The organism is Culicoidibacter larvae, from assembly GCF_005771635.1.
In the GTDB taxonomy this organism is placed as follows: Bacteria; Bacillota_I; Bacilli_A; order Culicoidibacterales; family Culicoidibacteraceae; genus Culicoidibacter; species Culicoidibacter larvae.
Genome location: NZ_VBWP01000003.1, coordinates 77,519 through 90,114 on the forward strand (window position 1 = coordinate 77,519; position 12,596 = coordinate 90,114).

At 42.7% G+C, this 12,596-nt stretch carries 17 protein-coding genes; all 17 read right to left on the reverse strand.

What is annotated here, in order from left to right; all coding sequences use genetic code 11:
* Position 1 precedes the first annotated feature (1 nt).
* The gene (locus tag FEZ08_RS04510; RefSeq protein ID WP_138190527.1) at positions 2 to 778 is read right to left on the reverse strand and encodes a distal tail protein Dit; all 777 of its coding nucleotides are present in this window, start codon (positions 776 to 778) and stop codon (positions 2 to 4) included.
* Positions 779 to 790: 12 nt separating this feature from the next.
* The gene (locus tag FEZ08_RS04515) at positions 791 to 3,397 is read right to left on the reverse strand and encodes a phage tail protein (RefSeq protein WP_138190528.1); all 2,607 of its coding nucleotides are present in this window, start codon (positions 3,395 to 3,397) and stop codon (positions 791 to 793) included.
* 205 nt (positions 3,398 to 3,602) lie between these two features.
* Positions 3,603 to 3,986, reverse strand: a complete 384-nt coding sequence (locus tag FEZ08_RS04520) for a hypothetical protein (protein WP_138190529.1) — start codon at positions 3,984 to 3,986, stop codon at positions 3,603 to 3,605.
* Between the two features lie 13 nt (positions 3,987 to 3,999).
* The gene (locus tag FEZ08_RS04525; protein ID WP_138190530.1) at positions 4,000 to 4,584 is read right to left on the reverse strand and encodes a major tail protein; all 585 of its coding nucleotides are present in this window, start codon (positions 4,582 to 4,584) and stop codon (positions 4,000 to 4,002) included.
* A gap of 2 nt (positions 4,585 to 4,586) precedes the next feature.
* On the reverse strand, positions 4,587 to 4,931 hold the full coding sequence (locus FEZ08_RS04530) for a hypothetical protein (RefSeq protein WP_003762682.1): 345 nt from the start codon (positions 4,929 to 4,931) through the stop codon (positions 4,587 to 4,589).
* Entirely contained in the window at positions 4,928 to 5,359 is a 432-nt protein-coding gene (locus tag FEZ08_RS04535; RefSeq protein ID WP_138190531.1) for an HK97-gp10 family putative phage morphogenesis protein, read from the reverse strand. Before FEZ08_RS04535 ends, FEZ08_RS04530 begins: the two co-directional genes overlap by 4 nt.
* Positions 5,346 to 5,687: a head-tail adaptor protein gene (locus FEZ08_RS04540; protein WP_138190532.1), complete on the reverse strand. Its 342-nt coding sequence runs from the start codon at positions 5,685 to 5,687 to the stop codon at positions 5,346 to 5,348. The genes FEZ08_RS04535 and FEZ08_RS04540 overlap by 14 nt, the downstream gene beginning before the upstream one ends.
* A gap of 23 nt (positions 5,688 to 5,710) precedes the next feature.
* Positions 5,711 to 6,019, reverse strand: a complete 309-nt coding sequence (locus FEZ08_RS04545; protein WP_067632692.1) for a head-tail connector protein — start codon at positions 6,017 to 6,019, stop codon at positions 5,711 to 5,713.
* A gap of 22 nt (positions 6,020 to 6,041) precedes the next feature.
* Positions 6,042 to 6,266: a Head fiber protein gene (locus FEZ08_RS04550; RefSeq protein ID WP_138190533.1), complete on the reverse strand. Its 225-nt coding sequence runs from the start codon at positions 6,264 to 6,266 to the stop codon at positions 6,042 to 6,044.
* Positions 6,267 to 6,278: 12 nt separating this feature from the next.
* Positions 6,279 to 7,475: a phage major capsid protein gene (locus FEZ08_RS04555; protein ID WP_073110255.1), complete on the reverse strand. Its 1,197-nt coding sequence runs from the start codon at positions 7,473 to 7,475 to the stop codon at positions 6,279 to 6,281.
* Positions 7,476 to 7,491: 16 nt separating this feature from the next.
* Positions 7,492 to 8,223: a head maturation protease, ClpP-related gene (locus FEZ08_RS04560; protein ID WP_138190534.1), complete on the reverse strand. Its 732-nt coding sequence runs from the start codon at positions 8,221 to 8,223 to the stop codon at positions 7,492 to 7,494.
* Positions 8,159 to 9,481: a phage portal protein gene (locus FEZ08_RS04565; RefSeq protein WP_138190535.1), complete on the reverse strand. Its 1,323-nt coding sequence runs from the start codon at positions 9,479 to 9,481 to the stop codon at positions 8,159 to 8,161. Before FEZ08_RS04565 ends, FEZ08_RS04560 begins: the two co-directional genes overlap by 65 nt.
* Before the next feature lie 15 nt (positions 9,482 to 9,496).
* Complete coding sequence (locus FEZ08_RS04570) at positions 9,497 to 11,098, reverse strand: terminase large subunit (RefSeq protein ID WP_199288036.1); 1,602 nt, start codon at positions 11,096 to 11,098, stop codon at positions 9,497 to 9,499.
* A 112-nt stretch (positions 11,099 to 11,210) separates the two neighbouring features.
* Entirely contained in the window at positions 11,211 to 11,435 is a 225-nt protein-coding gene (locus FEZ08_RS04575; RefSeq protein WP_073110244.1) for a DUF7678 domain-containing protein, read from the reverse strand.
* A 4-nt stretch (positions 11,436 to 11,439) separates the two neighbouring features.
* Positions 11,440 to 11,619, reverse strand: coding sequence for a DUF5049 domain-containing protein (locus FEZ08_RS04580; protein ID WP_003762693.1), 180 nt, complete (start codon positions 11,617 to 11,619; stop codon positions 11,440 to 11,442).
* Positions 11,609 to 11,839 (reverse strand): DUF4314 domain-containing protein, encoded by a 231-nt coding sequence (locus FEZ08_RS04585; protein ID WP_067424535.1) that lies wholly within the window; start codon positions 11,837 to 11,839, stop codon positions 11,609 to 11,611. The genes FEZ08_RS04580 and FEZ08_RS04585 overlap by 11 nt, the downstream gene beginning before the upstream one ends.
* The gene (locus FEZ08_RS04590) at positions 11,826 to 12,515 is read right to left on the reverse strand and encodes a virulence protein (protein ID WP_138190536.1); all 690 of its coding nucleotides are present in this window, start codon (positions 12,513 to 12,515) and stop codon (positions 11,826 to 11,828) included. Before FEZ08_RS04590 ends, FEZ08_RS04585 begins: the two co-directional genes overlap by 14 nt.
* Positions 12,516 to 12,596: the final 81 nt, after the last annotated feature.

A 12,596-nucleotide genomic window follows, 5' to 3' on the forward strand; every position in this document is an offset into this window, starting at 1 on the left:
ATCACCTCCATTTACTGCGAGCCTTTATTTCAAGCGCTGTAAACACAGCATTATTCGTTGTTATTGCTAGGGTATTATTGCCTACATTGAGACTTGGAAAATCAATCTCCTCTAGGTATGGCAAAGCGTTTCTTAAGATTATCCCGTTTTCGTCTTCCACATAAGCCGTCATCTTATCTGTATCAATGACAAGGGTTTCTTCTGCCAAAAGTACAGCATTCACTATTTTCATTTCCAAGCCATTGGTTGTAATAGAAATAGAATTGTTCGCACCCGATGTGATGATTCCCTTCAAGCGATACATAGGATTGGATTCAACATTGCCGGTCTGTCTTAAAATCGTGTGACTTCCTTCGCTTTCTATTAAATAATTTTCATCCGTAATGGCATAAGCAAATGGGTCAGGACAGAAAAACTTTAAGTTAAAACTTCCTGCAAAACGAATGAGTCGTTCACAATCCACTTTTTCATTCAGCCTCGCCATGAAATACCTGTCGGGTACATCATCAAAAACAAGTTCTTTTAAACCTTGCATGGGATCAAGCCATGTTGAAAGTTCGTCAAGGGTACTCACCAGAGCAGAAAAGCTATGCTTGGGATAGATATTACAAGCTACATTGATTTCTCGGTAATCAAAATCAGCCCCAAAATCTGTCACACCATACTTACCCGGCACAGTGGTGGTAAAATTACGCATCCCTCCACAGACCTGCCAGGAAGTGAGCCTGGCTTTTAGTCCCATGCTTTTTGAAGAAACATCGTTATATGAAAAACCCATCGGCACACCCCCTTATGTTGTAGAAAACCGGCCCTGAGCACGGGATCCTGTCTGAATTAAATTATAGAGTTCCTGAGATACCCTTCTGATATCATCTTCACTTCGTACGATCATCTGCTGTACAGTAACTAGCGACCCACTGACACCACCTGGGGAAGAAGTGGCTGCATTTGAAATCACGCCACCTACAGAAGTATCCACTGAAAAGTCTGTAGGCAAGGATGTACTCATATCGCTGGCAAGACTGGTCATCACATCGTTGATATCCTCGCTCATCATCTCAGCCGCTTTCACAGCCTCATCACCGTTATCTTGGATAGAACCTGCAAGACCTTTTACAAGCATTTCACCAACCCACCCCATCTGTTTCGATGGTGATTTGATACCGAAGAAATCCTTGATGCCCGTCCAAATGCCACTAATCCAACCACTCACTTTATTCCATAGCCAAGAAGCAAGAGATTGAATACCCTGCCATAGTCCTTTTACAATGTTGCCACCCACCGTCACGATGGAACCCATGGAGTTTGTAAATGCTCTGACGATGCCGCCAATAATCTGAGGCACTGCTTTTACGATCTCTACCACAATGGTTGGTAAATTCTGAATGAGTGCTACAAATAGCTGAACCCCTGCCATAATGATCTTGTCGATGTTTCCAATTAATGCATTTACAATACTTGAAATGATTTGAGGTATCGCTGCAACAATGGTGGTAATAATGGTCGGTAGATTTTGAACCAGTGCAACAAGTAAGTCGACACCCGCTTGAATGAGTTGTGGAATCGAACTTAAAATCCCATTCAATATCCCATCAATTATCTGTGGAATCGCCTCTACAATAGCCGTAATAATTTCAGGCAAGGCTGTAACCAGCGATGTTAGTAACTGAATACCTGCATCTATAATCTGAGGAATTGCGCTAATAATAAAATCAACGATTGCCAAGATAATCGTAGGGAGAGCCACAATTAGTTGCGGGATCGCCTCGAGTAGCCCCTGAGCCAAACCAAGTATTAACTGCAGTGCTGCATCGAGAAGCATGGGTAAATTATCCACCAAACCTTGCACAATCGTAGTAATTGCATTAACTGCCGCAGGAATCAGTTCTGGCATTGCTTGCCCAAGACCATCCACTAAAGTTGCAATTAACTGGACGGCTGCATCCACTAGCAGTGGTAAGTTTTCAATCAAGGCATTCACAATCGTAAGGATGGAATCAACCGCTACCGGTATTAAGGTAGGTAATAGGTTCATCAGTGCGTTCAGTACCTGAGTAAATAAATCTGTCACCGTAGCAAGCAGTGTCGGTAACAAATCAGAAACCGCATCCAATAATGCTTCAATTGCTATGGGCAGGGCCTTTACGATATTTTCAATCACTGGAGTAATGTTTTTTACCACCGACTGAAAGGCATCCACCATGTTTTTACTGAGTTGTTCCATATCCGCATCGGCATTTCCAAAACCAACTAAAAGATTTTGCAAAGCAGATTCAAAAGCATTCAAGGACCCTGAAATAGTCTCCTCTGCCTCAAGAGCAGTCGTACCAGCAATGCCCATGCTTTCTTGAATGACATGGATGGCAGAAACTACATCGGCATAAGAAGAAACATCATACTCAATACCAGAGATGGCCTCGGCATCAGCAAGGAGTCGCTCCATTTCACTTTTTGTACCACCATATCCAAGTTTTAGGTTGTCTAGCATGGTGTAATTTTGCTTGGCAAAACCCTGATAGGCATTTTGAATGGACTCCATGTCTGTACCCATTTTGTTGGCATTATCAGACATATCAGTAATCGCCATATCCGCATATTTAACGGCTTTTTCAGTATCTCCTCCAAGAGAAGAAATAAGGCTTGCAGAAAAAGATGTGACGGTTTCCATGTAGTCATTGGCAGAAAGACCTGCCGTCTTATAGGCATTCGATGCATAGTCTTGTAACTGCTGAGAGTTTTCTTTAAAAAGCGTATCCACACCACCGACTAATTGTTCGTAATCGGCATAAGCAGAAATGACTTCTTTACCCAGTTTGACAGCCGCCGCACCTGCTGCAACAGCAACTGCTCCCATCGCAATGCCTATAGATTTTAAAGTTGTACCTAAGCCTTTAAACTTAGATTCAGATTTTTCAGCAGAGTCAGCTGCCACACCAATCTCTTTTCCCATATCATCTGCACTGTCGGTGACATCGTTCATTTCACGGTTCATGTCATCGAGAGCATCTTCAGCATCATCATAATTGGAGTTAGCTTCTTCAAGAGCAGCATTATTGCTACTTAACTCTCGCTCCATATTGTTGAGTGCCGCCTCAGCATTGTTCAATTGAATCTGCCAGTTCTGTGTTCTTCTATCAGTTTCTCCAAAGGAGGTAGCTGCATTTTCTAGAGCCGACCTCAAGGTATCAATTTTGCTTTTTTGGGTTTCAATCTCTTTGTTGAGGACTGAATTTCTGGCGGAAAGTGCCTGTACAGACTTATCGTTTTTATCAAATTCTGAGGCTACCAGTTTCATTTCAGAGCCAAGTACTTTAAAGGAACGATTGATATCTGTTAATGCCTTTTTAAATTCTTTCTCGCCTTCAAGACCGATTTTCAAGCCGAAATTATCTGCCATGCTTTCCACCTCCTTTGTCAGATTCCATCAGGGATAATGTCATCAATAAATATCTCTCTTTTTGGTTTTGCCAGCCCCTGATACTGTTTGTGGCACTCCCACAAGTCTAGTAGCAAACCAAACGGCATCAGCCAAAATTCATCCATGGTCAGATGTAATAGACTGATGCCGTAATATAAAAGCCTCGTAAATAACTCTTCGTCACTTACGGGGCTACTGCGTTTTTTGGGCTTTCCTCACTGAGTACATTTCTTTTTGCACCCTTGTAAAGGGCATTCATTATTGCCTCTTTGTACTCTGCCAAATCAATCGGGCTTGTGAGAATTTCCACCTCATCTTCTGTTAGTAATTCCTTCGGTGCATCCTTGTGCTTGATGTTATAGACAAGGGTACTTTGATTGGCCAGTAAGGTAATCAGCCACACAATCTCTGAAAGTGCCATCTCAACATTCTCAGACTTCATTAGCTTATCGCCTAGGTTTTCAAGACCACCATATCGTCCTGCAATTTCCTTTGTTGCCTTTGTAGTAAGTAGTAGCACATATTCATCGCCACCAATACTAATGCTTGCTGTTCGTTCGTTATCCATGAATTATCCCTCCTTATACTGTGTAATCCGGTTCATAGACTTCTGTATACCAACCGCTGATAACCGATGCCGGTACATCCTTATCGCCTTCGGTCACTTCCGCTTTCCATGGATGTTTACCACTTGTATCCGGCTTGTTTCTTCGGAGAACCGTACCTTCAATTGTTGGTGTTGAGAATGTAATACTGTCACCTTTTGTTGCTAGGTTGGTGGCAGGAATACCGAATTTCACTCGGTAGAGCCAGTAGTATTTATACTTGCCATTGGATTTCTTTGCTCTAAAACCGACGGCCACAGGATCCCCGCCATCTTCACTGTTAGAAACCACAACGTTGTTCTTATCAACCGTGACACCGGTTAAGGCGGCTGCAGTAGTCGAGCCAATATCATCTACTCCAAGAGAGATATTGCCATTCTTAAATTCTTTGACGATTTCTGCCGCACCATCATCTGCATAGAGGGTTGCCTCTGCCAGTTCAACAGATAACTCGGCTGAGATTGCTTTTGCCAGCTGAGTGGGTGTGCCATAGATTTCTTCGCCATTTTCATCATCTGTGATGGTCGCATAGTAAAGTTTATCCAGACCAATTGTTGCCATTTTTAATTACCTCCTATTTCATAATGTTTGGCTACATCCACGTTGTAGTGGTAATAGCCCGTATCATCTTCAAAGCCGATGTAGCTGCGTGCGGTTATGGTAAAACTGGAAGCCAACAATAACTGCACCACTTGATTTTTTAACGCTGTATAACTGCCCTTGCTATAAATTGAAATCCGTGCCTCTTGAACATCAATGCATGGTAGATTATCCGAATGAAGGTCAAAGCTATCGCTCATCGGAACAATCACCATGTACTTACCAGGGGCAGTATCCGAAAACATACCTGTTTCTATTGGAACATCCAGTGATTCTAAAGCGACTTGTAAGTCTGCTAGAATGCTCATATCTTTTTGGCCTCCTCTTCAAAGGTGCTTTTCATTACTGAGATACACTCAGACTTTGATGCACTTTTAGCTGGTTTCAAAAAAGGTTTTGCAGGCTGACCGTGTTTGCCGTATTCAAGGATGTTGGCTAGTTTTGCATTACTCTCTCCATCAGACCTTGGTTCAGAAAAACCTATTTTAATATTGTGGTTTCCGCTCCTATCTAGCCTGACTGAAGTGACACCGAGTGCCTTTTCTAATTCACCCGTTGATCGTGATTCATGCTTTGTACCTTTACCGATTACAGCAGAAAGATTACTCTTCGTTCGCTTGAAAACGACTTCACCACCTGCTTTTAGCACCTTTTCGGCAACAGGGTCAAAGTCAGATCCAAGCTTTGAAATCTTGAGCAAAAAATCATCGGGCATTTTAATATCAACTTTTGCCAATACTGCTCACCACCTTCTTTGCCAAAATCTCTGTATACATACCTCGACCTTTTACGTTCTCTACCGAGGTAATATCAAAACGCTCTCCATCACACTCAATAAAGTGTTCTGTCGTAACCTCAACTCCTGGAATAGCACGAAACCTGAATAAATCTGTAGCCTCTGAAAAAGTAGCCAGGTTAGCCCAGCGTTCACTGCCATGACGCCCTTCTCGATAGACTCGAATCGAAGCAATCACGGTTTCTGATGTTGTTGCAAAGCCTTCACTGTCTTTTGTTTTTGTGACTACCTTAATATCAGCAAATCCATTCATTTTTCCGAAACTCACAACCAGTACCTCGCTTTCAATGTTTACACCTTCCAATCCCGATCGAGTCTTAATAGTAGGTTGACCGTTTTCCAAACCTGCTGACCCGCCTGCACATTATCTGCAAAGAAGCCACCTGTACTGCCATCTCTGCTTTCATAAAAATGAGAGGAAAGCATAATAATGGCTTGCTCTGTAGTCGGTGGCATAGGATTGTCGCTATAGAAATTTTCTGGTACATGCTGATAACTCTCGGCATAACTGACAGCAGCGGCGATGAACATCTCTAAGAGTTCGTCATCAGCTTCATGCTCTAAAATCAAGTTTGCCTTTACCTTTTGAATCAGTGTCATACCGCTACCATCCTTTCTCTTTTTAATCAGCTTCTATGAGTCCGGCTGCTTTTAGCTTTAAAAGCAATGCATTAAAATCAGCAACTAAACTCGTAATATCTTCTGCCACACTAGGTGCTTGGTTTTCTGCAGGAGTAAAAGAAGAAGGGAGACCTGTTACTGTTGCTCCCTCCTTAATCTCTAACGTTCCTGCGATGACGGTTTTATCTCCGCCTTGTTCGGTGTAGTTTTTTGTGTTGTAATCCATATCGCACCTCCGTTAGGCTTTCTGCTGAAGAACCTTGATTGCTTCAGGTAGTACTAACTTGCCATCCACACGTTCTTTAGCTACAAAACCGACCATGCCATTACCTGCAAACAGCTCACGAAGTTCTGCAAAGGAACGAGAACCACGATCTCCAATGTTGTAGTAAGACAAATCGCCAAAGATAATGGTCTTAGCACCTGCCTCAATGGTAGGCATATAAGCAGATGTATAAACAGGATAGCCAAGTAGTTTATCTGGTTCACCTGCAACAAGAGCTGCTTGCCACATATAGGCACCGTTCCCGTCCTTTAGTTTTCTAAGGGCTGCAATGGTCTGGTCATTTAAAATGAACACGGCATTTTTACGGTAAGGACGCTTCAAGGAATACACAAGGTTAATCACTTCGTCAGCAGTAATCGCCGTTGCAGATGCTGCTGTTACACCGACTTCAGCACCACCACTTGCAGCCAGAATACCCAGTGGTTTCCCTGTACCATTACCATTAATAAAGGCATCTTCCTCGGCATTAGCCAGAGCCTTATAAAACTCCTCAATGATGTAGTTCTCCAGTTGGAAGGCATTGTCATAGAGCAGTTCCTCGGTAACCTTTACAGCTACATGAAGTTTGTGAGCATCCAGATTAATTTGAGAGAAGGTTGCATCACTAAAGGTCAGTGCCTCTCCCTCATCAATCCATGCAGCTGCAGGTTTTGTAGCTGCAATATTAATTTTTCGCTCACCAGATGTGGTAATGGTATGACCCAGCTTACGAATGATATTTTCGTCTTTCAGCCCATCAATCAGTCTCGTGTCATACTCTTCTGGAACCAGATATCCACCATCAGCATCAACACCTTCTTGCAGGACATTGGATACATTACGGAAGTTTGAACGAAGAGCTGAAAGCATTGCTGTCTTATAAGAATCAGCTGCTCGGCCAGTTTTAATTTCACTGTTATCCATTCGACCATTCATCGGATTTTCAATGATTGGCTTGCTGACAGGTTTTTCAAGTTCAGCCTCGATTGCTTCACGTCTTTCCATGCGATGGATTTCATTCGTGAGTTCAGTGATCTCATCTTCCATGGTTTTGTAGGTTTTATCGTCTTCTCCGGACAATGTGCCATTCTTGGTTTTATGAGTGTCCAAGAACCCGTCCATCGTTTCAATAAGCTTTTTGCGCTTGTTACGCATTTCTGTAATCGTCATAGTAAAATTCCTCCATTTACATATATTTTTTGATAATTAAAAGACGCTCCTTGAGTTCATCAATTGAGCGCCCTTGTGGTTTTAGAGATTCCTCCGCCTGAATTGGTTTATTCTTTTCTGCCATTTTGTTAAGTAGGTTAGTTGCCACTGCTTTTCTAGAAAACGCATAGGCAGAAAAAGTGGGTTCGGATTGTTTCTCATCCTTTAGCACATCGTCTGCAAAGCCAAGTTCTATGGCTTTGTTGGCATTCATCCAGGTTTCAGCATCCATCAAATGAGATAGTTTGATGCGAGATACTCCAGTCTTAATCTCATAGGCATTGATAATGCTTTCTTTCACCTCATCTAACATCTCGATCGCTCGTTTCATGTCTTCATGATCACCCATCGTGATGGTTGCTGGGTTATGAATCATTATGAGTGCTGTCGGAGCCATTAGTACCTTTGTTCCTGCCATGGCAATGACAGAAGCGGCTGATGCTGCAATCCCATCAATCTTGACGGTTACCTCATCTGGATAATCCATCAACATGGTATAAATCTGACTTGCGGCAATGCAATCTCCACCCGGTGAATTAATCCATAAGGTGATGGGTCCTTTTCCGCTAAAGAGTTCATTTCTAAACATATGCGGGGTCACATCATCATCAAACCAGCTTTCTTCAGCGATTGTTCCATAAAGCTCAAGAACTCGTTCTTCTTGTTCGCTTGCTTGGTTCTTCCATCCCCAAAATATCTTGTTCTTCATCCAAGTCTTCCTCCTTTCCATCCTCGTTTGTATTTGCGAATGCACCTGCCTTTGTAAGAGGGAGCATATTGCCGTTTACAAGGTACATGTCACCGCCATCCTCTGAAGGGATACGGTCTAGGTTTTCAAGTTCCCTAATATCATTGGCACTCATCCAACCGTTCTGCCTTGCTGTGGCATACCCGCTCATGCGACTAACATAATCCCCTCTAAGCAGACCTTCTACATTGAATCTAAAGAAGTATTTTTTCTTTTCTTCCGGTGTAAAAAGGGTGCGGGCTAGGGTTTGCTCCCAACGCACTACCCACGGGTCTAAGGTGTATTTCACAAACTCAAGGGATTGTTGCTCAATATTAGAAAAGCTCGACTTCTCAAGGTCGCCTACCATGTGAGGAGGGACTCTAAAAATCCGAGCAATTTCATTGATTTGAAACTTCCTTGTTTCAAGGAATTGTGCTTGTTCTGGTGAAATGGAAATCGGTGTATATTTCATTCCTTCTTCAAGCACGGCTATTTTATTGGAATTGGCACTGCCACCAAATTGTGACTGCCAAGCCTCTCTGACTTTCCCAGGTTCTTTAATCGTTCCCGGATGTTCAAGCACACCACTTGGAGCAGCACCGTTAGCAAAGAACTTAGCTCCATATTCCTCTGTTGCTATGGCAAGACCAATCGCATTTTTAGCCATTGCTATAGGGGAGTAGCCCACCAGCCCATCAAACCCGAGTCCGGGAATATGAAGTACATCGGAGGTGCTAAGTTTTACTGTCATACCCTTCATACTGTTCACATCATCTGCACCTCTGGTATATAAGTAATAGAGCTGCCCACTCTCATCTCGATGGACTGACATCCTATTTGGCATCAAGGGGTAGAGTCCTACAACTTCACCTTTTCCATTACGAATAATCTGCGCATAACAATTCCCCCATAATAAAAGATGAGTCATCAGTGTTTCTCTAAACACAAAAGAACTCATCTCAGGATTCGGTTCATCATGCAAAAGTCGATACAAGGAATGGTCAATTGCTTTTTCCTTGCCACCATCGTCTGTATAGCGATAAAGATGCAGAGGAAGCCCTGCGACTGCTTCAGCTAATATCCGAACACAAGAGTATACGGCCGTCATTTGAAGTGCCGACCGCTCGGTCACTGTTTTACCTGCTGTGGTTGATCCCATTAAAAATGTGTAGTTTGAACTCACAGCTCTGTCAGTAGGCTTATCTCTTGCCTTAAAAATGGATGATAAAAACCCCAAAACCAATCACCTCCCTCATATAAAGAGAATGCCTCGGTTGTCATAAACCGAAGCACTCGTATCATTGCCACAACGAATCGCTCGATCAAGAGCCATAATCGTTGCCACTGCACCATCAATCTTTTCTGATGATTTTTCCTTGTCCGGCTTGATGTTGCCTGCCGGGTCTGTTCGAACAAAAATGTTATCCATCATCCAACGAAGTACAGGATGCCCACCATGAGCAACCTTTTCTTCTAGCGTTAGTTTCATCAGTTCTTTAGTCGGTGGACTCATATCCTTAAATCCTTGACCAAAGGGGACAACAGTAAAGCCCATGCCTTCGAGGTTTTGCACCATTTGTACGGCTCCCCAACGGTCAAAGGCAATTTCACGAATGTTGTACTTTTCGCCAAGTTCTTCGATGAACTTCTCAATAAAACCGTAATGGACCACATTTCCTTCGGTTGTTTTAAGCTGTCCTTGCTTTTCCCAGACATCATAGGGAACATGGTCACGGTTGACCCTGGCACTTAGAGTTTCTTCTGGCAGCCAAAAGTAGGGAAGAATGATGTATTTATCATCCTCATCTAGGGGAGGAAACACCAATACAAAGGCAGTAATATCAATGGAGCTAGAAAGGTCTAGTCCGCCATAGCATACCCTTCCAAGTAAATCCTCTTCATTTACGGCAAAGGCACATTTATCCCACCTGTCCATTGGCATCCAGCGAACCGCCTGTTTGACCCACTGATTAAGTCGTAACTGTCTAAAGGCATTCTCTTCTGCAGGGTTTTGCTTGGCTGATTCACAAGCGGCTTTTACCTTATCAATCCCTACCGTTATGCCAAGGCTTGGATTCGCTTTTTTCCACACCTTCGGATCTGTCCAATCATCTGACTCATCTGCTCCATAAATAACCGGATAAAAAGTAGGGTCAATCTTTCTTTTCTCCATGAGGTCTTTGGCTTTCTGATGGGTTTCATAGCAGATTGATTTTGTATCAGATCCTGCCGTGGTGATCAGAAAATAAAGAGGCTGCGTTCTGGCATCACCAGAACCTTTGGTCATGACATCAAAGAGTTTTCTGTTGGGCTGCGTATGCAACTCATCAAAAACAACACCATGAATATTAAAACCATGCTTTGAATAAGCCTCTGCTGAAAGCACTTGATAAAAACTATTAGTCGGTTGGAAAATGATCCGCTTTGTTGCCGATAAGATTTTAACTCGTTTACTTAGAGCCGGGCTCATACGTACCATATCAGCAGCCACTTCAAATACGATGGACGCCTGTTGCCTGTCTGCAGCGCACCCGTAGACTTCTGCTCGCTCTTCACCATCACCACATGTAAGTAACAAGGCTACGGCAGCAGCTAATTCTGATTTTCCCATTTTCTTTGGAATCTCAATATAAGCCGTATTAAATTGCCTGTAGCCATCTGGTTTCAGTGTTCCAAACAAATCCCTGATAATCTGCTCTTGCCAATCAATCAGTTCAAAGGGCTTTCCTGACCATTTCCCCTTGGTATGACTTAAGCATTCGATAAAGTTGACCGCATAATCTGCAGCATCTTTATCGTAAATAGAGTCCTTTGCCATAAAAGGAGTCGGTTTATATTTCTTAAGTTTTCTGATTGCGGTCACCCCTCTTCAAAATGAGCATAAAAATAGACCCGCATCAAGCAAGCCTTATTACTCTTTCTATACGAGAAACAGAGCCAATGTTGGCACTGTCCTCTGTTGCTATTTAGTTGTGTTCTAATAATAAGATTGCAAGCGCAATTTCTGTATCCTCATCCACAGGTTCAATGTCCCAGCCTCGGTCATAATTTGCAATAATCTCTTCTTTGCGCTTAAGCATCAGCTTTGAGATGCGCCCCTTGTCAATGCCAAATTCCGAACTTTTCTCATAGCACTTTACCCAATAATGGATGATGCTGTCATGAACTTTAATGCTACCTTCTTTCCACACGGTTTTATTCCTCCTTGCCTGTCAGAATGAATCTGGAATAGGCCCCCACGTTATCTGCAAGGTAAACAAGTAGCTCGTTATACCCTTCCCTCAGAGCGATTTCCTGTACTTTTCGCACATCAAACATATTGGTTTCACCGGTATCTCGAATGGCAAGAATCTGTTCTTTTATCTTACTTGTCATCTTCAATCCTCCTGCACAGGTCTTCTCCAAAAACGACTGATAAACTGGAGCCAGTTTCCCAAGACACCATGATTGATCCGATGTCATCAACACCTATGACTGTTCCTTTTGTTCCAATCGCAGGAGCTTGAATATCATCCATTCTTAGAAGTTCTACTCGGCATCCTACAGGGTACTTCTCACGGAGGCTTTGCAACCGTTCTTTACTAATTGTCCTCACTTTTTGCTCCTCCTTTAAATGCCGATGAACCAGTTAAGTTTCTAAGCAGTATTTTTCGCTCTTCTTTGTATTCTTCCCCGATAAAGCCAAGGCGGAGTAAAAAGCATCTGAATGCGTATTTCTCATTTTCTACTTCCTTCTCTTTTACCGTGATGCGTTTCTGATTTATCGCCATCTCGCATAAGGCAAAAATGAAGTGGTTATATGCTTTCACCTCTTCTGCTGCTGGCAATGTTTCAAACCAAGGAAATGAAACTACGTCTTCAGAAACTTCAATTGGTAAATCCTCTACATCAAGTGCATGGCGGATTAATTTTCCTTTTGCTTCAATAATGGCTTTTAGGTTTTCAAGTGCCTTCTCAGTAAAATTGCTCCTTGGCATGGAAACTGTAAGACCAAACTCCTCGCTGTCTGCCCTTTGTTTGCCCTCTGTGGCGCTTATCTCTTCCTCAGCAATAAAACCCTCGCTGGCTAAATGTCCTGCCACACGTTCGATTTCTTCGCTGTTTACCTTGTCACTGAGTTCAAGGTTTCCATTCTTGTCGATGGTAAAGTCACCTACCTCATATGCCATACTAGGCATTCCTAGGTACTTTGCTTTAACTCCTGTGAGAGTACTAAGAGTCGTTACCAGCCTTTTTCTTTCTGCTCCTGTTACATTGTATTTAATGACCATGTACAAAACCTCCTTTGTTTTGGTATGTACATATATCACTCTAAAACACTTATATAGCAAGCTTTTTATCAATTATCTTGT

Bases quoted from the DNA above. Each gene is read 5' to 3' on its own strand.
- FEZ08_RS04580 (WP_003762693.1), bottom strand. From the start codon at position 11,619: ATGACAAGTAAGATAAAAGAACAGATTCTTGCCATTCGAGATACCGGT.
- FEZ08_RS04515 (WP_138190528.1), bottom strand. From the start codon at position 3,397: ATGGCAGATAATTTCGGCTTGAAAATCGGTCTTGAAGGCGAGAAAGAA.
- FEZ08_RS04510 (WP_138190527.1), bottom strand. From the start codon at position 778: ATGGGTTTTTCATATAACGATGTTTCTTCAAAAAGCATGGGACTAAAA.
- FEZ08_RS04560 (WP_138190534.1), bottom strand. From the start codon at position 8,223: ATGAAGAACAAGATATTTTGGGGATGGAAGAACCAAGCAAGCGAACAA.
- FEZ08_RS04545 (WP_067632692.1), bottom strand. From the start codon at position 6,019: ATGACACTGATTCAAAAGGTAAAGGCAAACTTGATTTTAGAGCATGAA.
- FEZ08_RS04530 (WP_003762682.1), bottom strand. From the start codon at position 4,931: ATGAGCATTCTAGCAGACTTACAAGTCGCTTTAGAATCACTGGATGTT.
- FEZ08_RS04525 (WP_138190530.1), bottom strand. From the start codon at position 4,584: ATGGCAACAATTGGTCTGGATAAACTTTACTATGCGACCATCACAGAT.
- FEZ08_RS04520 (WP_138190529.1), bottom strand. From the start codon at position 3,986: ATGGATAACGAACGAACAGCAAGCATTAGTATTGGTGGCGATGAATAT.
- FEZ08_RS04550 (WP_138190533.1), bottom strand. From the start codon at position 6,266: ATGGATTACAACACAAAAAACTACACCGAACAAGGCGGAGATAAAACC.
- FEZ08_RS04590 (WP_138190536.1), bottom strand. From the start codon at position 12,515: ATGGTCATTAAATACAATGTAACAGGAGCAGAAAGAAAAAGGCTGGTA.
- FEZ08_RS04555 (WP_073110255.1), bottom strand. From the start codon at position 7,475: ATGACGATTACAGAAATGCGTAACAAGCGCAAAAAGCTTATTGAAACG.